14 protein-coding genes and 1 tRNA gene are annotated in these 21,116 nt (G+C 68.9%); 4 read left to right on the top strand and 11 right to left on the bottom strand.

Annotation, left to right across the window (positions count from 1 at the left end):
* Positions 1 to 190: 190 nt before the first annotated feature.
* From AB0950_RS38365 to AB0950_RS38385, 5 genes are all read right to left on the bottom strand, one after another.
* On the bottom strand, positions 191 to 1,006 hold the full coding sequence (locus AB0950_RS38365) for an MBL fold metallo-hydrolase (protein ID WP_366780569.1): 816 nt from the start codon (positions 1,004 to 1,006) through the stop codon (positions 191 to 193).
* A gap of 121 nt (positions 1,007 to 1,127) precedes the next feature.
* Entirely contained in the window at positions 1,128 to 2,018 is an 891-nt protein-coding gene (locus AB0950_RS38370; protein WP_366780570.1) for a fumarylacetoacetate hydrolase family protein, read from the bottom strand.
* Between the two features lie 58 nt (positions 2,019 to 2,076).
* Positions 2,077 to 3,375 (bottom strand): amidohydrolase family protein, encoded by a 1,299-nt coding sequence (locus tag AB0950_RS38375; protein WP_366780571.1) that lies wholly within the window; start codon positions 3,373 to 3,375, stop codon positions 2,077 to 2,079.
* An 84-nt stretch (positions 3,376 to 3,459) separates the two neighbouring features.
* Positions 3,460 to 4,770: an amino acid permease gene (locus AB0950_RS38380; RefSeq protein WP_366780585.1), complete on the bottom strand. Its 1,311-nt coding sequence runs from the start codon at positions 4,768 to 4,770 to the stop codon at positions 3,460 to 3,462.
* Positions 4,771 to 5,010: 240 nt separating this feature from the next.
* The gene (locus AB0950_RS38385; protein WP_366780572.1) at positions 5,011 to 6,195 is read right to left on the bottom strand and encodes an aminotransferase class I/II-fold pyridoxal phosphate-dependent enzyme; all 1,185 of its coding nucleotides are present in this window, start codon (positions 6,193 to 6,195) and stop codon (positions 5,011 to 5,013) included.
* A gap of 152 nt (positions 6,196 to 6,347) precedes the next feature.
* Between AB0950_RS38385 and AB0950_RS38390 the strand changes: the two genes are divergently transcribed.
* Entirely contained in the window at positions 6,348 to 6,791 is a 444-nt protein-coding gene (locus AB0950_RS38390) for an Lrp/AsnC family transcriptional regulator (RefSeq protein ID WP_301648664.1), read from the top strand.
* Positions 6,792 to 6,798: 7 nt separating this feature from the next.
* Here AB0950_RS38390 and AB0950_RS38395 read toward each other — a convergent pair whose 3' ends face one another.
* Both AB0950_RS38395 and AB0950_RS38400 read right to left on the bottom strand, forming a co-directional pair.
* Entirely contained in the window at positions 6,799 to 7,641 is an 843-nt protein-coding gene (locus AB0950_RS38395; RefSeq protein WP_366780573.1) for a PhzF family phenazine biosynthesis protein, read from the bottom strand.
* Between the two features lie 154 nt (positions 7,642 to 7,795).
* Positions 7,796 to 9,415 carry an amidohydrolase gene (locus tag AB0950_RS38400; protein ID WP_360162350.1) on the bottom strand — a complete coding sequence of 540 codons (1,620 nt, stop codon included), beginning with the start codon at positions 9,413 to 9,415 and terminating at the stop codon, positions 7,796 to 7,798.
* 143 nt (positions 9,416 to 9,558) lie between these two features.
* Between AB0950_RS38400 and AB0950_RS38405 the strand changes: the two genes are divergently transcribed.
* The 3 genes from AB0950_RS38405 to AB0950_RS38415 all read left to right on the top strand — a co-directional run bounded on the left by AB0950_RS38405 (position 9,559) and on the right by AB0950_RS38415 (position 11,992).
* The gene (locus AB0950_RS38405) at positions 9,559 to 10,527 is read left to right on the top strand and encodes an Lrp/AsnC family transcriptional regulator (RefSeq protein ID WP_366780574.1); all 969 of its coding nucleotides are present in this window, start codon (positions 9,559 to 9,561) and stop codon (positions 10,525 to 10,527) included.
* A 248-nt stretch (positions 10,528 to 10,775) separates the two neighbouring features.
* Complete coding sequence (locus tag AB0950_RS38410; RefSeq protein WP_360162354.1) at positions 10,776 to 10,919, top strand: hypothetical protein; 144 nt, start codon at positions 10,776 to 10,778, stop codon at positions 10,917 to 10,919.
* A 999-nt stretch (positions 10,920 to 11,918) separates the two neighbouring features.
* Positions 11,919 to 11,992: transfer RNA gene (locus AB0950_RS38415), tRNA-Met, on the top strand.
* Between the two features lie 101 nt (positions 11,993 to 12,093).
* On the opposite strand, the gene AB0950_RS38420 is transcribed toward AB0950_RS38415, so the two are convergent.
* From AB0950_RS38420 to AB0950_RS38435, 4 genes are all read right to left on the bottom strand, one after another.
* Entirely contained in the window at positions 12,094 to 12,492 is a 399-nt protein-coding gene (locus AB0950_RS38420) for a hypothetical protein (protein WP_366780575.1), read from the bottom strand.
* Positions 12,492 to 12,767 carry a hypothetical protein gene (locus AB0950_RS38425; protein ID WP_360162358.1) on the bottom strand — a complete coding sequence of 92 codons (276 nt, stop codon included), beginning with the start codon at positions 12,765 to 12,767 and terminating at the stop codon, positions 12,492 to 12,494. Before AB0950_RS38425 ends, AB0950_RS38420 begins: the two co-directional genes overlap by 1 nt.
* A 507-nt stretch (positions 12,768 to 13,274) precedes the next feature.
* On the bottom strand, positions 13,275 to 16,085 hold the full coding sequence (locus AB0950_RS38430; RefSeq protein WP_366780576.1) for a hypothetical protein: 2,811 nt from the start codon (positions 16,083 to 16,085) through the stop codon (positions 13,275 to 13,277).
* 68 nt (positions 16,086 to 16,153) lie between these two features.
* On the bottom strand, positions 16,154 to 20,905 hold the full coding sequence (locus AB0950_RS38435; RefSeq protein WP_366780578.1) for a LamG-like jellyroll fold domain-containing protein: 4,752 nt from the start codon (positions 20,903 to 20,905) through the stop codon (positions 16,154 to 16,156).
* Positions 20,906 to 21,116 lie beyond the last annotated feature (211 nt).

The raw sequence follows: 21,116 nt of genomic DNA on the forward strand, positions 1-21,116 counted from the left end.
CTGAACGCCTTCCAGATCGCCTTCGACGGCCGACTGAACCCAAGCAACCGCTGACCACCTCAACAACCAAGATCAGCCGTTAAGTTGACACTCCCGTCACCACCGAATGTGCGACAGGGCCGAACGATTTACAGTCCCTCGCGTTCAGGAGGGGAGCTCAACTGGCCTGCGTGTCACGGCATGCATGACGTCAGGAGATAGGTGGCGCGAGGTATTCGAGCGCGTAGCCGGCTCCGTTGCGGGTCACGCGCCCCACGCCGGGGGAGTCGAGGTGGGCGCCGGCGACGAAGTGGTGCGGGGATGTGAGTTGGTCAAGAAGAGTGGTTCGCGCCCTGCGTGCCTGCGACTGGTTGCCGTCGAGTTCCCAGGACACGTTCGGCTGGGCGAATTGCAGTGAGGGCACGTGAACCGTGTCGCCCCAGACGAGAAGTAGGCCGGTGCTGCTCGTGACTCGGTAGACGGTGTGGCCGGGTGTGTGACCGGGGGTCGGGACAGCCGTGACCCAGTCGTTGACCTCGACAGTGTCGGTGATAGGGACGACTCGGTCGCGGATCGGTGCGAGCCGGCCGGTGAACACCGACATGTCGCCCGCGCCGATCCACATGCGTCGAAGTTCGGGGAACGCTTCTGAGCCGTCTGGTGCGATGAGGCCGTTGACGTGGTCTTCGTGGTTGTGGGTGATCGCGACATCGATGATGTCACCGCGGTCGATGCCGGCTTCGTCCAGGGCGACGAGGAGTGATCCCATGGTGGGATGCCAGGCGTTGGACGCGCCGGTGTCGATGAGCAGTGATGTGGTCCCGTCGGTGATGAAGAAGGCGTTGACCGACAGGCGCAAATTGCCCTCGGGCAACGGGACCGTGTCCGGCAGCTCCTCAAGGGCGCGTCCGCTCGTGTCGCGCAGCCTTGTCGGCGGCATGTCGACGTAGCCGTCTCGCAGTGAGATCACCCGCAGGTCACCGAAGTCGAAGGTGGCGTGGTGAGGTCCACGTGAGGTGAGGCGCATGAGATCTCCGTGTCACTCAGTGGGGGGGGCATGTCCTGGAAGAGTTCGGTTCCCAGTGATCGCCGTACCGACAGCAGGTCCTGCTGCGTCGGCGATGACCTGGAAGCTGCCGCGTGAGCGGCTATTGGGCTGTTTCCTTCGGCGGGCTGACGGTGTTGCGCAGCGCGCCGAGTCCGGTGATGGCGCACTCGACGACGTCACCCGGCTTGAGGAAGCGGGGCGGGCTGAAGCCGAGGCCGACGCCGGCCGGAGTGCCGGTGGCGATGATGTCGCCGCTTTGCAGGGTGATGCCTGCGGAGATGGTGCTGATGAGGTGCGGGATGTCGAAGATGAGATCGGTGACGGGCGCCTTCTGACGGGGTTCGCCGTTGACGGTGGAGGAGACCATGAGGCGCTCCGGGGGTCCGATTTCGTCGGCGGTGACTGCCCAGGGGCCCATCGGGGCGAAGGTGTCGAGGGACTTGCCGAGCAGCCACTGCTGGTGGTCCCGTTGCAGGTCTCGCGCGGTGACGTCGTTGATGATCGTGTAGCCCCACACGTGGTCCATCGCCTGGTTGCGGTGGATTCCGCGCCCGCCGCGGCCGATGATGACGGCCAGTTCGGCCTCGTAGTCGAGGTCGGACGTGAGGGTGAGGTGGGAATCGATCTCGTCGTACGGTCCGGTCACCGTGGTGGGGAACTTGGAGAAGACGACCGGTACGGTCGGCAGGGCGCCAGGCCGTTCCGGCTGGTCGTAGCCGGAACGGCCGAACTCCTGGACATGGTCGCGGTAGTTCTTGCCGACCGCGAACAGGTTACGGCGCGGCTGCGGGATCGGTGCGAGCAGCCGGGGTGAGGCGACGCTCGGAAGACCGCTCGCGCTCTCGATCACAGGGCCGAGCTGATCCCAGCCGTCGATGACGTCGAGCAGGGTGCGGTCGCCGAGGACACTGCGCAGGTCGCGCACCTGCCCTTCGTCGTCGACACGGCCGAGCGCCGCCCGGCCCGAATCGGTGAACGTCACGAGTTTCATCAGCCGTTTTCCCTTCATGTACGTGGGCGGATGCGCCGGCAGGGTGTGCTCGGTGTGGCTACTTCGCTGCGGGCTGCGGACGCCAGGTTCGGTCGAGCGGGACTCCTGCGGCGGCTGCGACCCGGTCACGGGAGGCGGTCAGGCGCGTCTTGAGCGTGGGCAGGTCTACGCCGACCAGGGCTCCGTCGCGCTTCACCACGCGGCCGGCGACGAGGACGGTGTCGACGAGGCCGGGGTGGCCGTGGCTGACGATGGTGGCAGCCGGGTCGGTGACCGGGAAGACGGTGATGTCATCGGCGCGCAGCAGGATGATGTCGGCGTCCTTGCCGGGCGTGATGCTGCCGGTTCGGGCCTCCAGCCCGCAGGAGGCGGCGGCGTCGATGGTGGTGAACTCCAGCAGGTCCCGGGAGTTGAGGCCGCCGTCCAGGCCGCGCTGGACGGCGAAGGCGGTACGCAGGGTGGAGAACATGTCGCCGCCGACCGAGGGGACGTCGTCGACGGACAGCGTCGGACGCAGACCGGCGGCCAGTGCCCGGCCGGTCATCGGGTTACCGAAGCCCATCTTCAGCTCGACGTCGGGGCTGATCGAGATAGAACTGCCCGCGTCGGCAAGCATGCGCAGTTCTTCGTCGCTGATCCCGTTGGCGTGCACGTACGTGGTGGTGTCCCGCAGCAGACCGTGCTCGTGCAGGTCGGCGACGGGGCGCTGCGCTCCGTCGGAGACGGTGTGCAGGCTGGTGCGCAGCCCGAGTTCGGCGGCCAGTTTCAGCTCCCCGGCAAGGGTGTCCATACTCGTGTCTTCGGGACCGCGCAGCCCCCACGCCATGGTGACCAGGCCGCCGTCAGCGAGCTCGGCGCGGACGCGACGGATGGCGGTGTCGACGGGGTCGGGAGTGGCCCATCCGGCGCCGAGGCAGAAGATCGACCGCCCCGGTACGTCGCGGAGTGCGGCGACGGCGGCGTCCTCGTGCTCGGGGGTCTGCGCGACGTGGTACCAGTCCAGCATCGTGGTCACACCGGAGTGCAGCGCCTCCAGGCGGCCGAGGAGAGTGCCGACGTAGACGTCCTCGGGCTGGTAGTGGGGTTTGACCGTGCCGTGCATGGCCAGCGCCCACTCGGGAAACGTCCAGTCCGCGCCGACGCCCCGGAACGCGGTCTGCCAGCTGTGGCGGTGGTTGTCGACGAAGCCGGGCATGACGATCCGGTCGGTGGCGTCGATGACCTCGGCGTCTGGCGCGGCGATGCGCTCGGCCACGGCGACGATCACGCCGTCTTCGATGAGCACGTCGCCGCGGTCGAGGTCGCCGACCGCCGGGTCCATGCTGACCACGGTGCCGCCAGTGAGCAGGGTTTTCATCGGTTGCACTCCTTCAGAGGTGTTGTGGGACGGTTGAAGATCATGGTGTGGCGGCTGCCGCGGCTCCGCTCCCGGCCGCGCCGGTCAGCCGCGGGCGGTCAGGGTCTTCTGCCGCATGTAGCCGACGAGGGAGAGGGCCAGTGCCAGGCCGCCGGTGAAGTACAGCTGCACGCGGGTGTCACCCTGGCGTGCCATGAGGGCCAGGATCGCCAGCACTCCGGCCAGTGCCACCCAGGTCAGTGCCGGGAAGGCCCACATCTTCACGACCAGCTTCTCGGGGGCCTCGCGCTCCAGGTGCCGGCGCATCCGCAGCTGGGCGGCGGCGATGAAGCCCCACACCACGAGCACGGCCGCGCCGACCGTGTTGAGCAGCCAGGTGAAGACGGTGTCGGGCCACCAGTAGCTGAGCAGGACCGCGGCGAAGCCGAAGCCGGAGGAAGCGATCACCGCTCGCCTCGGTACTCCGCCGGAGACTTTGCCGAGAGCTCTGGGGCCCTGTCCGCGGGCGGTCAGGGAGTACGCCATACGGGAGGAGCCGTAGATGTTGGCGTTCATCGCGGACAGGAGGGCGATCAGCACGATCACGTTCATGAGCTGTCCGGCGGCGGGGATGTCGAGGTGGTCCAGGACCGCCACGTACGGGCCGTGGGTGGTGACGGCCGGGTCGCTCCACGGGATCAGCGTGACGATGACCAGCATCGAGCCGACGTAGAAGACGGCGATCCGCCACATCGCGGTGCGTACGGCGGTGGCGACACTGCGCACCGGGTGTTCGGACTCGGCGGCGGCGATGGTGACCGTCTCCAGGCCGCCGTAGGCGAAGACCGAGGTGAGCAGGCCGATGACCAGGCCGTTGGTGCCATGCGGCAGGAAGCCGCCGTCCCCGGTGAGGTTCGCCGTCCCCGGGGCAGCCGTGCCCGGCAGCACGTCGAAGATCGCGAGGCCGCCCAGCAGCAGGAAGAGGGAGATCGCGGCTACCTTCAGGGCCGCGAACCAGAACTCGAACTCACCGAAGTTGCCGACCGCCGCGAGGTTCGTGCCGCAGAAGACGGCCATGAACAGAAGGACCCACATCCAGGACGAGGTCTGGGGGAACCAGCCGGTCATGATGTTCGCGGCGCCGATCGCCTCGGCGGCGACGCCCACGCACAGCAGCGTCCAGAACATCCAGCCGGCGGTGAAGCCCGCCCACGGCCCGATCGCCCGCTCGGCGTGCACCGAGAACGACCCAGAGGCCGGGTTGGCCGCCGACATCTCGCCGAGCATGCGCATCACCAGCATGACGAGCACGCCGGACAGGGCGTAGGCGACGACGATCGACGGCCCGGCCGCCGCGATGCCGGTGCCGGAGCCGACGAACAGGCCGGCCCCGATGACACCGCCGAGGGCGATCATCGACAGGTGCCGTTGCTTGAGCCCACGGGCGAGCGGGCTGCCGTCGCGGAGCGGGTCACCGGTGGTGTCGAGAGAAGGTGTGGGTCTGGCGAGCGACGGGTTGTGCGGGTGGGGCATGGAGATGCACCTCTTCGTTGAGCTGCTGGACTCTCAGGGGCCGGTTGGGATGAGACCGGCGCCGGTCACGTGCGTGCTCACGGGTGGGGGCGTTGCCGCAGCGACCGGCGCTCTCGCGATGGTTCAGTCGCTCGTGGCCGTGTCGTGTACGGCGTCGGCGGCGGCGAGCGCGTCGGCGACCAGGTCGGCGGTGTCCTCCGTGCCCGCGGCCAGCCGGACCAGGCCCAGCGGCACCGACTCGGCTATCTGGTCCTCGCTGAGCATCCCCCGCCACATGGACGCCGGGTGCACGGCCAGAGACTCGACGCCGCCGAGGCTGGCCGACCTGAGGGAGTAACGGAGCTTGCCCAGGAAGGCGTCGGCCGTCTCGAAGCCGCCAGTGAACTCGATGCCGAGCACCCCGCCGAAGCCGCTCATCTGCTCGGCGGCCAGCTTGTGCTGCGGGTGCGACTCAAGGCCCGGATAGTGCACTTTCGCCACGGCCGGGTGTTCGCTGAGCGCCTCGGCGAGGGCCAGGCCGTTGGCGTTGTGCCGGGGCACCCGCAGCGGCAGGGTGCGGATGCCGCGCAGCAGCAGCCAGGCGTCGATGGGGCCGAGGGTGGCGCCGGTGAGCAGGCCGACGTCCCAGATCCGGTTCAGCAGCTCGGCGGACCCGGCGATCACTCCGGCGGAGACGTCGGAGTGGCCGTTGAGGTACTTGGTCGCGCTGTGCCAGACCAGGTCGATGCCGTAGTCAGCCGGCCGCTGGTTGAGCGGGGTGGCAAAGGTGTTGTCCGCCATGGTCAGCACACCGTGGGCGCGGGCCAGCTCCGCGACAGCGCGCAGGTCGGTGATCTGCAGCAGCGGATTGCTCGGCGTCTCCACCAGGATCAGACGGGTCTTGGGGGTGAGCGCCTTCGCGAACGCCTCCGGGTCGGTCTGGTCCACCACGGTGGTCGACACACCCAGGCGCGGCAACAGGTTCAGCAGCACCGAGCCCGTGCCGCCGTAGGTGGACTTCTGCCCGATGACGTGGTCACCGGCGGACACCAGGGTCAGCACGGCCGTGGTGAGCGCGGCCATCCCGGACGCGGTGACCATCGCCGCCTCGGTGCCCTCCAGCTCCGCGACGACGGCCGCGACCTGGGCGTGGTTGGGGTTGCCGAAGCGGGTGTAGAAGTCCTTGCCCCGCGGTTCGACAGCGCCGCGTGCGAACGTCTCGCCGTCCTCGGCCGAAAACGTCGCCGTCTGGTAGATGGGCGGTGCCACGGCACGGCTGGGGTGGATCTCGCGGTCGGCGTGGACGGTGATGGTGCTGTTGCCCGGCATGGCTGGCCTTCCGTGGACATCGGTATGACGCCATGAAGCCTGGCCGATCAACGCTCAGATCGGGACAGAGTGCGGCAATTTTGGCAGCAAATTGCGCTCATCAGGGGCGTATGAATGTGGTACTCAATGCCTGCGCGCAATAATCTGCCACCATGGACGAGGTGGACCGGTCGATCCTGGCCGAACTCGAGAAGAACGGCCGGATCAGCAACAACGAGCTCGCGGCCCGGGTCGGGCTGTCGCCGTCACCCTGCCTGCGGCGCGTGCGCCAGCTGGAGGAAGCCGGGATCATCCGCGGCTACCGGGCCCTGATCGATCCCGCCGCCATCGGGCGCAGCCTGCGGGTGTTCGCCGGGGTGCGGCTGATGCGGCACACCCGCGCGGACGTGATCGCCTTCGAGCGCGGGATCACCCAGCTGCCCGAAGTGGTCGCCTGCCACCACATCACCGGCAACTTCGACTACCTGCTCCAAGTCGAGGTCGCCGACCTGCCCGCCTACGAAGACTTCCACGCCAACCAGCTGGCCGCCTTGCCCGGCGTGGCCACGGTGACCAGCTACGTCACCATGAAGACGCTCTCCCCCGACACCCCTTGACGGGCGGTCAGACCGTGATGGTGCCGCGGATGCAGATGACGGCGGCGCCGCTGACCCAGACGGTGCCGTCCGGATCGGCGGTGACCTCGATGCTCGCGGCCCGTCCCAGCCTCGTGCCCTGGGAGACTCGGTAGGTGGTGGGCGCGGCGCCGGTGGAGGTGAGCCACTGCCCGACACCGGCGTTCATGCTGCCGCACGCCGGGTCCTCGGGCACACCAGCGCCCGGGGCGAACGTACGCAACTCAAAGGCGTACTGGGAACCTTCGGGGTGGGCGCCGATCGCGCCGACCATCGCGTCCGGGATCAGGGCCAGATCGGGTTCCAGGGCGAGGACCTCCTCGGCCGTGGCCAACTGGACGACGGCCCAGCCGGGACCGTTGTCGACCCACTGATGAGCCACGACCCGCTCCCGCGTGATGCCGAACGCGGCCACGATCCGCTTCAGACAGTCGTCGTCGAGCACCCCGTCCCGCACTCGCGGCGGGGCGGCGAAGGACAGCGTGTCCTCGCTGCGGCGCACGGTGACCAGGCCCGCGGCGCACTCCTGCACGAGGTGGTCGGCGTGCTGCGGCGTGCCGCCGCCGTCCAGCCAGGCGCGCGCGGAGCCGAGGGTGGGGTGCCCGGCGAACGGCAGCTCGCCTCCCGGGGTGAAGATCCGCAGCCGGTAGTCCGCCTCCGGGACGGTGGGCGGCAGCAAGAATGTGGTCTCGGACAGATTCGTCCAGCGTGCCAGCCGCTGCATCTCCTCATCGGTCAGGTCCGTCCCGTCCAGGACGACCGCGACGGGGTTGCCGGAGTAGGGGCTCGTGGAGAACACGTCGACCTGTACGAAGGAACGGCTGCGCGGCATGGTCATCGACACCTCTCGGTAGCGGTCGCGGCGGGAACTGCGTATCCCGCCCGTCGGCGGAAGCAGGTCCATCCCAGCGGGCGCGGGGTGGACGGCGACAGGGCCAGTCGCCACAAAGTGGATTGACTGGCCCTGCTTTGAAGGAAACACATGTTCACCGTGTGCCGGTGGGGGTGGCCAGGCGGCCGCCGACGAAGGTGTGCGTGGGGTTGAGGTCGCGCAGCGCGTCGCCGGTACAGCGAGCAGGGTCCTGGTCCCAGACGGTGAGGTCGGCGAGACGGCCGGGGGTGAGAGTGCCGCGCAGGTGTTCCTCACCGGTGAGACGAGCGGCGCCCGTGGTGTGCAGGACGAGGGCTTCGTCGTAAGTGATGGCGTGCTCGGGGCCCTTGACGCCGATGACGGTCTGCCGGGTGGTCATGCCCCAGATGGAGCGCATGGCGCCGAACTGGCCGACGGGGAAGTCGGATCCGGCGCTGACTTCGGCGCCCAGGTCGATCCAGCCGCGGGCGGGAAACAGTCGGGCCACACGTTCCGGGCCCCAGAAGCCCTCCTCCACCTCGGCAGTGTCGTGCAGCAGCGGCTGCTGGATGGTCACAGGGATGCCCAGCGCGACGGCGCGGGCCTGCTGTTCGGGACCGGCCAGGCCGCCGTGTTCCATCACCAGGGTGCCGGCGGGCAGACCGGGGTTGCGCTCAAGGACGCGCTCGTAGACGTCCAGGAGGGTACGCACCGCGCGGTCCCCGTAGGCGTGGGTACCGACCCGCCAGCCGCGCCGGACCACGGCCTCGACCGCCTCGACCAGCGCGTCCGGTTCCCAGATGAGCATCCCGGAGAAGGCGTGGTCGCAGGCGTACGGCTCCTCGGTGGCCGCGGCCTCCAGACCGCCGTCGAGGCCGAACTTCACCCCCCACACCGACAGCCACGGGTCGGAGGTGTCACGCCACTCCTCCATGACGTCGAGCACATCCTCCACCTGAGCCGCGCTGGTCAGGCCGAGCGCCGAGATCAGCGCCCGCACCCGGGTGCTGAGCGCCCCTGCTTCCCGGGCAGCCAGGAGCACCGCGTAGTCCTCGGGGGTGACCGCACAGTCCCGGACGGTCCCGATGCCGGTGGCGGCGTAGTCGCGGCTGGCCAGGCGCAGCCCGTCGATGCGCTCGGCCCGGTCCGGGGCCGGGACCAGGTGCTCCACCAGGTGCAGGGCGTTGTCGATCAGCCGGCCGTCGAGCTTGCCGTCGGCGCCGAGGCCGATGGTGCCGCCCGGCGGGACGGGCGTGTCCTCGGTGAGCCCCGCCAGGCGCAGCGCGTAGGTGTTGACGACATCGTTGTGGCCGCCACGCTTGACCAGGACCGGGTGCCGGTCGGTGGCCGTGTCGAGTTCGGCGGCGGTGGGCATGCGGCGCTCGGCCAGGTTGAGTTCCTGCCAGTTGGTGGTGGTGCGGATCCACTCACCCTCGGGGGTCACGGCGGCCCGCTGCCGGATCAGGTCGAGGAACTCGGGGATGTTCCGGGCCTGGTGGACAGGGACGTCGTGGGCACCGAGCGCCGCGAAGATCAGGTGGGTGTGGGTGTCGTCGAAGGCGGGCAGCACGGTGGCGTCGGGCAGGTCATGGACCTGCGTGCCCGCGCTGACCAGGTGATCCAGGCCGTGCGGGTCGGCGGACACGGCCGCAATGCGGTCGCCGCGCACGGCCAGCGCCCGCTGCGGCGCCTGGCCGGGCGCCAAGGTGTGCACCGCGCCGGCCCGGATCAGCAGGTCAGCTCCATGATCAGTCATCGTCTTCTCCCTCATCCCTCAGGTAACGGATCGAACCTGTCGTTCGGTGACGAGACTGTTGTAGGAGGGATGCGGGGATTCAACGCCAAGCAGAAGGCTTTTGCGCCGAAAGTGCGCCAGAAGCGCGGCCTATGATGCGGATCATGCGACAAGTGCTCGATGAAACAGACCGGCGGATCGCGGCCGCCCTGGTCGCCTCACCGCGCGCCTCGTGGCGCAAGGTGGCCCGCTGCCTGGGACTGTCCGAGCGCACCGTCGTCCGCCGTGTCGCCTTGCTCTACGCCGACGGCACCTTGCGCGCGACCGTCGTGCGCAACCCGGCGCGCTTCTCGCACCTGATCCCCACTGCTCTGCGCATCCGCTGCCGCCCCAACAAGATCCGTCAAGTCGCCCAGGCACTCGCCCGCCGCCCCGACACCGTCTGGGTCGACATCCTCGGCGGCGGCGACGAGATCTCCACGATCTTCTTCCTCGAAGGCACTGAGGCCCGCAACAACCTCCTGCTGCGCGACCTGCCCGCCACCGACGCCGTCGGCACCTGGACCGCCCACACCGTGCTGCGCGTCTTCCCCACCGCATTCCGCTGGACCGCCGGCCTCCTTACCCCCGCGGAACTGGCCGAACTCGTCCCTGAGTCCGTTCGACCGACCACGCCAGCACCCTCGTACACGCAACTCGACATCGACACCGCGCTGATCGCCGGACTGACTGAGGACGGCCGGGCCACCTACACAGACCTGGCCCGCCGCGCCGGCACTACCGCGCTCACCGCCCGCCGGCGCCTCGAAGCACTCACAGGAGCCCAGGTGCTGCGCCTGGCCACCGAACTCGACCTCGCAATGCTCGGCGCACACGCCGAAGCACTGCTGTGGATCTCCGTACGGCCAGGCGCACTGCAGGAGGCCGGGCACGCCCTGAGTACCCACCCACACGTCCGGTTCTGCGCCGCCACCACAGGTCCCGCCAACCTGCTCGTCGCCGTCGCCGCCGCAAACCTCGACGCCCTGTACACCTTCCTCACCGACACCCTCGGCCCCCTCGACGGGGTCACCGCCATCGACACCACCCCGCTGCTGGCGACCGTCAAACGCACGGGTCTGATCCGACACTGACGAGGCAAACGACGTCCACACATACGACGCGAACTCACCGTCCGATTGGCCAAGTCCGGTTGGGGATCCATGACAGAGACCTCGCAGCCGGCACTGGACAACGGACAACGGACAAACCCTGTCCATAACTTCGGCTCCCCTGCCCACCCTGGCCGCAGATCAAGGCTGGGCACGGGAGTGCTCAGCATTGGCTCCGGCAGCGTCCACGTCACCGCCTATGCCTTCCACGCAGACCACGGACCAAGGGGGTGACCCGACCCGGGCGCGCGAACGCGGCGGCCGCCACAGCCGCCGTCCTCGCCGCCCTCAAGGCAGCCGGCCCGACCCCGCAGACGCACGCGGCGGCCACGGCCAGGCCGAAGGCCTGCAACACCGACGGGTCGCCCGCGTAACTCCACACCACCGATGCCGTACACCTGAGAACCAGGGCGCCCCCGACCATGGGCCCGACCATGCTCTGACCAGGCGTGGTCGGGCCCATGGTCGGGGACGGGACTCCCTTGTGAGCCTGTGAGCCTGTGGGCCTGTGGGTCTGCCTGAGCGGTGCCGTGGTCACGGCAGCAGGCCCGGTGTCGCCGTGCAGCTGCACGGCGCCCGCGCCCTGCGCCGCACCGGCGCGGCCTCTGGCCGTGGTCGTGTTATCGCTGATCCATGGCCGCGGCCAAGAGCTGTGCCTTGTCCGCCCGCAGGCACGGGATCTGTTGCGGCATCTGTTGCGTCAAGGGGTTGCGCTAGGAGTTGCGTTAGAGGTTGCGACTACTGTTGCGCGGGCCTTTCGGAGCGCCGCGCGTTCGCGCAGGTCACCACGTCCGTAGCAGCGTGGTCGGGGCTCTGACATCCCCTCAGCGCACCCTGCGCCGTTCCTGCCTGGGGAAGAAGGTGGGAGGGGCGGGCGGGCGAGCGGGAGCACCTCCGGGATCGGTGCGCCGGCGGTCCCCTCTCGCGCGTCGGCGGAGCCGCGCGCGTCCCCGGCCGCACGCCCCTGGCCGACGCCGACCTGGGTCGCCGAACGCGCCGCCGGCCACCCCGGCAACGAGGATGCGCTGCTGCTCGCCGCGCAGCTGGTCGCCCACCCCGCCGGGCCATGGCCGGACGCGGCCGTACGGCGGCAGGCCCGGCTGCTGCTGGACGCCGCGGCGGCCCTGCCCGAGACCGAACGCGCCGCCGGCACGCGGGAGCTGAGGACGGCGCTGGTCAACGCCGGCGACATCGACGCCGCCCGGACATGAACCGCCCACGCCCGCGGACCGCGCACCCTGTCCACTGGCTTTCCAGCCGGTGACACCGGGCCCGCGCCCCGGCGCCGGACGGGACCAGGTGCAACCCTTCGCCGCGCGCAAGCGAAAATCGCCTGCCCGGCCACCCGGCATCCCGTACGCTGGTGAGATCGACGCGGGGTGGAGCAGCTCGGTAGCTCGCTGGGCTCATAACCCAGAGGTCGCAGGTTCAAATCCTGTCCCCGCTACGAACAGAGAAGGGCCCGGCATCACTGACGCCGGGCCCCTTCTCCCATTGCTGCGTCGCAAGAGCTGCCTGCCCGCTGCGAACGCCGCCGCCCGTGGCCGGTTACTCGTCGGGGTGGACGGCTTGGACGCCGGTGCCCGCGTACGCCTTCGGCGTCAGAGTGAGCAGGAACCGTCCGCTGGGATGGGCGGCCGACGGGCGGGCGGCGTGGATGGCGTGGACGGCGGCCCAGGAGTGCCCGAAGCGCAGCAGCTCGGTGGCGGTGACCGCGGCATCGGTGTCGAACGCCTCGATCCGGATGAACCGCAGCCCCTTGATGTAGCCGAGCAGGCCCGGCCGTTCGGCGTCGCCGGCCGTCAGCGACAGCACCGGCGCATACAGATCGCCGAGTCCGCCGGAGGCCTGGACGTAGAACGCGGCGACCGCCTCGTTGAAGGGGTCTTTCGGGCCGTACAGCGCACCGGCGGTCGTGTGGTCCAGGACGACCGCGATCGCCGCCACTACGCGGCCGCCCGCGGACCGTGCGAGGCGGCGCCCAGGCGCTCCAGCAGGGCCCGGGCCTTGGCCTCGGCCTCAGGACTCGGCGCGGTGCCGAGGGCGGAGGCGAGCTCGGCGCGGGCCAGCTCGGCCCGCTCGGCGTACTCGGCCTGGGTCGGCGTACTGTGCGCGAGGTCCTCCACCAGGCTACGGATGGTGGTGCCGTGCTCGGCGGCCAGCTGGGCGAGCCGGTCCCGCGCGGCCGTGCTCACCTTGATGCTCGTCTCGTCTGCTGCCATACCCTCCACTCTACCCCGCTTCTCTACCGCTGGTAGAGGAGCGTATGCACGGGCGGCATGAGAGTAGGGCCAAATACGGGTCCAGAGCTAAATGCGTAAATCCGATAGGGCGCCCCCGGTGGGGCGTTGACGACACTAGTACAAGATATGCCTAGATGATATAAAAATAGGGAGGCATTGCCACGCAAAAGACGCCAATGGTGATCAAGGTGCTTCGCGCGGATCCGAATCGAGGTTCAGCCGACCTCCTGGGCAAGCAGATCACGAAAACCCCGAACATTAAACAGGAGGGTCATTCCAAAGCTCATGATGATACCCGCAAGGAGGGCCGAAACAACTAAACTCATCGGAATCCCTAAATGTCACTGCTGCATTAATTTGACATTTTGAAATCAGCCTCGGCGGCGATGATTTTGGAGGACATCAAGAACTTGCGACCCGGTCCTGCCGTCACGGGGTCGCGGCGTGCGCGGCCCCGTGTGGCGCGTGGCAGTGGTCAGGGCTTGGTCATCGTGCGGTTGTGGTGGTGCCGGTGGCCCACAGGGCGCCGCCCTTGCCGGGGCCTCCGGTGGGTTTGTAGACGACGAGGTTGCCGTCGTTCTGCATGTACGCGTAGGCGCCGGAGTGGCCGCTGGTGCTGGTGGCCCACAGGGCGCCGCCCTTGCCTGGGCCTCCGGCGGGTTTGTAGACGACGAGGTTGCCGTAGGTCTGCATCTCGGCGTACGCACCCGGGTGGCCGGAGGTACGGCTGGACCAGATGGCGGCGCCGTCACGTCGGCGGTACATCACCAGGTTGCCGTCCGTCTGCATGACCAGGCGGGTGTAGGTGCCCTGGGTCCACCAGCCGGGCTTGAGGGTGGTGTTGGAGGCGATGGTCTGTCGGCGGGCGTTGGTGCCGCTCGCCCACAGCGCTGAGGTGCTGGCATTGCCGTAGACGACGATGTTGCCGTCCGTCTGGACGGTGGCGTACGCGCCCGGGTTGCCGTACGTCTTGCTCGACCAGAGTGCGCCGCCCAGTCCGGGGCCGCCGCCGTTCTTGTAGACAACCAGGTTGCCGTCTGTCTGCATGACTGCGTATGCACCCGGGTTGCCGCTCGTGCCGGTCGACCAGACCACCTGGCCGCTGCCGCTGCCGGTGTTCAGGCGGGCGACGAGGTTGCCGTCGGTCTGCATGGTCAGCGTCATGGTGGAGCTGCTGAGCTTGTGCCCGGACTCCAGTCGTTGTCCGGGGTAGATGAAGGCGCCGGCGGAGGGTGCCGGGGTCGATGCGGGAATGTGCGGGTCGATCAGGTGGATGTTCTTGCCGCTGTCCAGGTAGGTGATGCCGCCCTGGTATTTGTCGACGGCCCAGGTCACGCGGCGGTCGTCGGCGACCGGTCCGGCGGGAAGGTCGGCCAGGTCGGTGGTGGTGGCGGTGTCGGTGTGCACGTCGGTCAGCGTCAGCTTGCCCGCCGCCGTGTCGTGCTCGACGACGAATCCGTCGCCGAGCTGGGCGGGATGGGCGGGCACGGGTACGTCCCTGCCGGTGGCCAGGTCGTGCACGCCGGCCGGGCCCGACGGTCCGCAGGACCAGTACACCCAGTGCTGGGCGGCCGCCTGCAACTCGCTGGGCGTGCACGGCGCGCCGGTCGCCACGGTCTGGACGGTGCGCTGGGTGGTGAGGTCGATCTGGCTCAGTGTTCCGGCGACGGGACCGGGGACCCACATCGTGGAGCCGGACAGCGCGGCGGCGGATATCGGGCGGCTGAAGAGCACGTGGCTGGTGCTGCCCGCGTCGGCGTCGCCGATGTACTGCCTCTTCGCGGAGCCGCCGTCGTAGACCACGTAGGGGCCCTCGGCATCGACGAGGGTTCCTCCGGTGACGCTGGGGCTGATCAGAGCCGCGGTGCCGTTGGGCGTCTGCACGGTGACGGCATCTCCCTGGCTGTTGGCATCGGCCCACAGCTGCGAGATGTTGCCGTCGCCGGTGGCGATGGGCGGGTTGCAGGTGGTCGTGGTGTCGCAGTGGGTGGGGGCGAAGGGCGAGCCGAAGTTCTGCTCGGGACCGTAGGAGGGCGGGGAGCCTGGCTGGACGGTCCGGTCGTAGACGGCGTCCCCACCGGCCGCCAGGCGCCGGACCATGAACAGCTGCCTGCTGGCGAGGGCCAGCCCGTCGAGGGGAGCGGGCACGCCGGGGTCGGAGTCGACGGCCGTCCCCACCGGTGTGCCGTCCGGTCCGGCGGTGAACAGGCGCGCCGCCCAATCCCGCTCGGACGAGCCGCCCACGACGACGACCCCGTTCGGCTCCTGGCGGAGGATGTCCATCCTGGCGTGGTCAAGGACCGGGGTCACGGTAGTGGAGCCGGACAGCGGCATCGTGTAGAGCGGGTAGCCGAGCGTGTCGTTGTCGGTGAGCGGCCCGTTGTGCGACACGGCATAGGTGATCAGCAGGGAGTCGCCCGTGATGCCCAGGGAGCGCAGGACACTGCCGTTTCCGCTGCCCAGCGGGGCTGGCGGGACCTGCACGGTGCTCAGCGTGCCGCCGGGTGCGGAGCGGGCCATGAAGGAGACGGTGCCGGCTGTGCCGCTCGCGGGACGTGCCGTCATCGAATACCAGGCGATGTACTTGCCGGACAGTACGACGTGAGTGCCGGAGTCGAGCGGTGCCGAGTTGATGGGGGTCACCGCACCGGTCGCAAGGTCTGCCAGTGCCATTCGGCTCTGCGGGGTGCCGTTGTTGTTGTCGGTGTAGCGGATCACGACCGAGTCGGCGTCTCCCGCGAGGACCTGGGGCTGCGGTGCGGCCCCGGTGGGCCAGCCGGTGAGTGGTGTGTCGGTCTGCTGCCCGTCCGTCGTACCGAGCACGTCAAAGCCCGTTACGGTCCCGTCTGCGGCCTTGGTGACGGTCAGCACGCGCGAGCCGAACGTTCCCAGGTAACTCTGTCCGGCACCGGGGTTGATGCTGGTCGTCGTTCCGGAGTCCATGTCGTGCAGCTGGTATCCGTCGGCGGACGGGATGGCCACGATGTCAGAGCCCGCGCCCGCGATTCCGGGCTGAGTGCTGCTGTGGACGCCGGGCACCGGGATGTCCGCTCCGCCTGCGTACTTCGTCCAGACGAACGTGGACTGGGTCTCGCTCTGGTGCAGGAAACCGCTGGTGCCCGCGAAGACGACGACGTCCCTGGGAGGGTTGTTCAGCAGTGTGGCTGGTATGACGGTCTCGGTGGGGGTGCCGGCCGTGGCCGTGGCCGTCGCGGTGGTCAAGGGCAGGGCCCCCGTGGCGAGGGCGCACGCCGCGGCGACCGCGATGCATCCGCTTCTCAGGGTGTGCTGGGCCACCCGTTCCTCCTTGGGAGTGAGCCGGGCCGGGCCCCGAGGGGCCCGGCCCGATGGTGGTTGGCGTGTGGTTACTGGTCGGTGTAGCGGCGGACGGGTGCGGCGAAGCCGCCGTCGCCGTTGCTGTCGGCGGTGAGGGTGAACACGGCCGGAGTCTGGGCGGCGTAGTTGTAGTAGAGGGCGAGGTCGGTCCTGCCGTCGCCGTTGAAGTCGCCGGCGGTCATGTACTGGGTGCTGGGCCCCCAGTTCGTCTGCGACCACACAGCGCTGGGGGAGGAGACGGGGCTGCTGCCGTTCATGGTGAAGATGGCGACGTCCCAGTTGTTGTTGGCCGTGTAGTTGTAGAACAGCGCGATGTCGGCCTTGCCGTCGCCGTTGAAGTCTCCGGCGGTCATGTATTTGGTGTTCGGGCCGAAGCTGGTGTCGTTCCAGATACTGGCCGGTGCGGCCAGGGCGCCGCCGGTGCCGGCGGTCATGGTGAAGATCGCGTCGTGCTGGTTGTTGTTGTCGGTGTAGTTGTAGTACAGGGCGAGGTCGTCCTTGTGGTCGCCGTTGAAGTCACCGGCTGTGATCATCTTGGTGTTGGAACCGAAGCTGGGGTCGTCCCATTGCTTGACCGGTGCGGCCAGAGCGCCACTGCCGGAGGACGCGGCGGTGAGGGTGAAGACCGCGTCGTGCTGGCTGTTGTTGTCGCTGTAGTTGTAGTACAGGGCCAGGTCGCTCTTGTGGTCGCCGTTGAAGTCACCGGCCGCCATGAACTTCGTGTTGGAACCGAACGCGCTGTCGTCCCACTGCTTGGCCGGCGCTGCGAATCCGCCGCTTCCCGTCGCGGTGAGGGTGAAGACCGCGTCGTGCTGGCTGTTGTTGTCGCTGTAGTTGTAGTACAGGGCCAGATCCGCTCTGCCGTCACCGTTGAAGTCGCCCGCAGCCATGTACTTGGTGTTGGGCCCGAAGTTCGGGTCGTCCCAGATGAGACGGACGGGCTGGAAGCCGCTGTCGCCGTTTGAGTCGGCGAGGGCGACGGTGATGGCGTCGTGCCCGCCGCCGGCGTCGATGAGGTGGGCGACATCGGCCTTGCCGTCGCCGTTGAAGTCCCCGGTCGCCTGGGCGATCACGGTGCCGGCGGGGACGTAGGGGACGCCGGCCAGTGCGGCGATCTGCGGGGCGGCGAGGGCCTGCTGGTAGGTGGCCACGTCGGCGATGCTGCCGGTGAAGGCGGTGCTGCCGTTGCCGATGGTGAAGGCGCCGGTGGCGTTCCACTTGCTGGTGTGGGTGGCGGTGGCGGCCTGTTTGCCGTTGACGTAGAGGGTCATGGTGCCGGCCGTTGCGTCGTAGGCGGCGGTGAGCTGGGTCCAGGCGCCGATCTGCGCGGTCAGTCCGCTGGCCGTTGCCGTGTCCATGCTCGCGGAGGTCGAGTCGCTCTGCGGCATCTGGAACCGCCAGGTCTTCGACGTCGCGTCGGTGTAGAGGGAGAAGCCGGAAGTGCTGGTGCCCTTCTGGCTGAGAACGGTGCCGCCGAGCCTTTCCGGCTTGACCCAGGCGGAGACCGTGAAACTGCTATTCGTCGTGACGGCGGACCCGCTGGTCAGCGAGCCGGTGCCATCGAGGTGGGCGGCGGGGGAGAACAGGTCTCCGGTGGCCCAGGTGGCGCCGCCGCTCCCGGTTGCCTTCAGGCTGCCGACCCTGTCCTGGGCGGTGGTGAGGGCGCCGGTCTGGGCGTCGTTGAGCGGCCAGGCGTGTTGGGCGGCGGTGAGGGTGTCGAGATTGTGGGTGAGGGTGGCCGATGCGGTGGTGGACAGGTTGGTGAACAGGTTTGCGGTGGCGGCGGCGCCGGACCCGGTGGTCCACAGGTCGGGAGTGCCGTCGCCGTTGATGTCGGCGGCCTGCAAAGTGAGGTTCTCACCGGTGTGGAAGCCGGTGGCGACCGGGTAGTCGGTGAAGGTCAGCGTGTTGTTGCCGTTGCTGGTGCCGACGGCCAGGTTCTCCCACAGATTGAGCTGACCGGTGGACTTGTTCCACAGGAACATCGCCGTGCTGCTGCCACCGCCGCTGGAGGGCAGCTGCATGGTGGCCAGCGTCCAGTTCTGCCAGTCGGACGTGCCGTCCGGTGTGTTGACGGTGACCTGCATGGGTGTCCAGTAGCCGATCGTGCCGGACGCCTGGTAGATGTTCAGGGCGTAGCCGTTCGACGTGTCACCGGAGATGCCGATCAGGTCGGGGTACGGGCTGCTGCCGCCCGAGACCGTTCCGCCGTCGGCGAGTTGTACGGGGCTGTCGCCGAACAGGTCCAGAAGATAGTCCGAGGTGACGTTCTTGACGTTTTCGTTGTATCGGCTGGCCAGTGGTGACCCGTCGCCGTTGCCGCTGATGATCACTGCGCCGCCGGCATTGCTGCCCGTGGGGTAGTAGGCGAACACGTCCTGGAATCCGCTGTCTGTGAAGCGCCCCGTGAAGGCGATGGCGCCGTTGAAGTCGGCGGGGGAGCCGTTGGCATTCAGTCCGTTGCCGTTGACACCGATATCGCGCGGGGACGGCAGGACATGTCCGTCACCGATGGTTTTGCCCGGGTCGGTCTTGCCCCCGGCCAGCCACAGCCCGGACGGCAGGCTGTTGTTTTGCCCACCGACGGTCAGCAGGTCGGGGACGCCGTCGCCCGTCAGGTCCCCGTCGGCCTGCGGGGTCGCGGGGTTGGCGGAGTTGAAGGTGACGGATGCGGCGTCACCGTAGTTCGCCCCGGCGGACAGGCTGGAGACCGAGAGGACGTTGGTGTGCCGGGTGGGGATGACGGAGATCGTGGCGTTGCCTGAGGAGTCGGCGGTGACGTTCACCGGGTCGCCGCCGTTGAGCTGGTACTCGTAGCTCGATGGCGTGGTGCCGGTGGCCGGAGGCGCGATGGTGACGGTGAACGGCTGCCCGATGGTGGTGTTTCCGGGCTGGGCGATGGTCGGGGTGCCGGGCCGCGTGGGGTCGAAGGAGAAGTGGCAGGTGGTCGAGGAGTTGCCCCAGTACTTGAAGTCGCTGATCGCGACGTTCCAGTCGAACTCGGTGACCTTGCCTCCCGCTGCCTGCTCCAGGGTGGCCTTCGGGATCACATAGACGGCGACCGATCCGGACTGTCCCGTCAGGGAGTTGGAGTCGGACTGGGCGACGGCGCTGCTGCTGCCGTGTGGAAAGAGCTGGAAGTGCGCGCCGAGCGTGCCGCCGTCGGGGTCGGACATGCCCGCGTACAGGGTCACATTGCCGTCACCGACGATGGTGTCGTCCTGGCAGGATGTGGACGGCGACGTGGTCAGGTGGGTGGGGGTGTCCGGCTTGTGGTCGTAGGTGGTGGACACGCTGATGGTGTTGGCGAACTCCTTCCACCCGTACTTGTCCGTCTCGTCCCCGGCCCGCAGCCCGAAGGTGAGATTGCTGGTCTTGGCGTCTGCTGCGCCCTGCATGGCGCTGCCGATGTCGAAGCCGACGCCGGCGGCGGGGCAAGAGGAGTCCCAGCCGTACGCGACGGTCTGCGAGTCGACCTCGCTGATCATGGTGGGCGGGTTGTCCCAGGTCGTGCTAGAGGAGATGGTGCCGGTCTTCCACAGCTGCACCGGTGTGCCGGTGCAGGAGGGGGACCACTCCTCGGTGAAGTTGAGCTGCGAGGACAGCACGGTGGAGCCGTAGATCCGGGAGGGCACACCGATCTGCACGAAGGAGCGTGCGGTGAAGGTGGGCGAGTCCCAGTACTGGTCGCCCACGCGCAGCAGGTCGCTGGACTTCCAGTAACTGGAGTCGTGGTAGTAGGAGTTGGTCTGTGTCCAGGCCTGCCGAGGGCTGGAGGCGGACGGGGCGTTGAAGTCGGGGTCGATGTAGACCGGGTACACCGTCCCGTGGCCGGTCAGCAGTGACCCTGGCGGCGTCAGAGCGATGTCCCTGCCCATGACTTTGGCGGCGATGCGGGCGTGATGCGCGCCCTTGCCCGGGCCTTGGGCGGATGAGGTGACCGGCTGGCCGCTGGCCCGGTCGACGTCACGATCGGTGATCGGGTCGTGGACCACTGATGCGGCGGCTATACGGGTGGAGGCGGAGTCCCACATCTGGGGAGCGGACGCGGTGAAGACCGGGTGTCTGCCGCGGTCGGCGGCGGTGATGTTGCCGGCGTGGTCCGCGGAGACGGTCACCCCGTGGGTGCGGGTGGCCAGGGTGAGTTGCTGCAGTGCGGGGTTGGCTGCCGCTTTGGCGTTCTTGACGACCAGGACTTCGGAGAAGCCGCCCTGTGCGTCGGCGGTGACGGTCAGGTCGACCCCGCTGAGGACATTGCGGTAGGTGGCTGTGGCGCCGGAGAGGGTGGGTGCCGGCAGGCGCATGGGCAAGGTGACGGCGAGGCTGCGGCCGCGGCTGTTCATGACGGCCAGCGGCCCGGAGCCGCCGCCCGACAGGGTCAGGTCACTGCTGGTGACGGCGGTGGCGATGCTGCCGTCGGCCCTCTTGTGCAGCGTCGCATCGAGGGTCTTCCAGGTGTGCCCGTACCGCTTGCGGACCGGAGCGAGTGACTGCGTGAGGGTGAAGGTGCCGTTGGGGTGCGCGGTCAGGGTACTCGTGTCGGTGGTCGCGGCGGTCGCGGTGGCGTCCTTGTGCGTCTTCCGCGCCCTGGCCGACGCCTCCTCGGCTGTCAGGCCGAAGCTCGAAGCCCTTTTATGAGCTGCCGTCGAAGCGGCGGGGTGCGCCGCAGCGGACGCCGGAAGCGTCGTGAGGGCACTGACACCCGCAGCCAGTGTGATGACCAGGGCCGAGGAGGTGATGGAGCGCCATATGCCTGGTCTGTGAGGAGGAGGTGAGGACACGTCGGACCCTTCTGCTGTGGCCGGGCGCCTCCCGGGCCAGCGTCAAGGTAGATGACCCGTACCGGCCCACCTCGGGGTGTGTAGTCAGCCACGGGACAATTGGCCGAGTCTTTTCTTGATCGGGTCACCTCTTTGCGATCTTGTGGACGGCTCTTTCTTCATGTTCGTGGCCGTGCCATGGAAATCTCTGACCTCACGTGTGCAGAAAGGG

Origin of the sequence: Streptomyces sp. NPDC007189 (assembly GCF_040703635.1) — a bacterium.
Taxonomy (GTDB): domain Bacteria; phylum Actinomycetota; class Actinomycetes; order Streptomycetales; family Streptomycetaceae; genus Streptomyces.

Excerpts from the sequence above, each read along its gene's own strand:
- AB0950_RS38385 (WP_366780572.1), bottom strand. The coding sequence starts at position 6,195 with ATGCCGGGCAACAGCACCATCACCGTCCACGCCGACCGCGAGATCCAC.
- AB0950_RS38370 (WP_366780570.1), bottom strand. The coding sequence starts at position 2,018 with ATGAAACTCGTGACGTTCACCGATTCGGGCCGGGCGGCGCTCGGCCGT.
- AB0950_RS38375 (WP_366780571.1), bottom strand. The coding sequence starts at position 3,375 with ATGAAAACCCTGCTCACTGGCGGCACCGTGGTCAGCATGGACCCGGCG.
- AB0950_RS38400 (WP_360162350.1), bottom strand. The coding sequence starts at position 9,415 with ATGACTGATCATGGAGCTGACCTGCTGATCCGGGCCGGCGCGGTGCAC.
- AB0950_RS38395 (WP_366780573.1), bottom strand. The coding sequence starts at position 7,641 with ATGCCGCGCAGCCGTTCCTTCGTACAGGTCGACGTGTTCTCCACGAGC.
- AB0950_RS38390 (WP_301648664.1), top strand. The coding sequence starts at position 6,348 with ATGGACGAGGTGGACCGGTCGATCCTGGCCGAACTCGAGAAGAACGGC.
- AB0950_RS38405 (WP_366780574.1), top strand. The coding sequence starts at position 9,559 with ATGCGACAAGTGCTCGATGAAACAGACCGGCGGATCGCGGCCGCCCTG.
- AB0950_RS38365 (WP_366780569.1), bottom strand. The coding sequence starts at position 1,006 with ATGCGCCTCACCTCACGTGGACCTCACCACGCCACCTTCGACTTCGGT.
- AB0950_RS38425 (WP_360162358.1), bottom strand. The coding sequence starts at position 12,767 with ATGGCAGCAGACGAGACGAGCATCAAGGTGAGCACGGCCGCGCGGGAC.
- AB0950_RS38380 (WP_366780585.1), bottom strand. The coding sequence starts at position 4,770 with ATGATCGCCCTCGGCGGTGTCATCGGGGCCGGCCTGTTCGTCGGCTCC.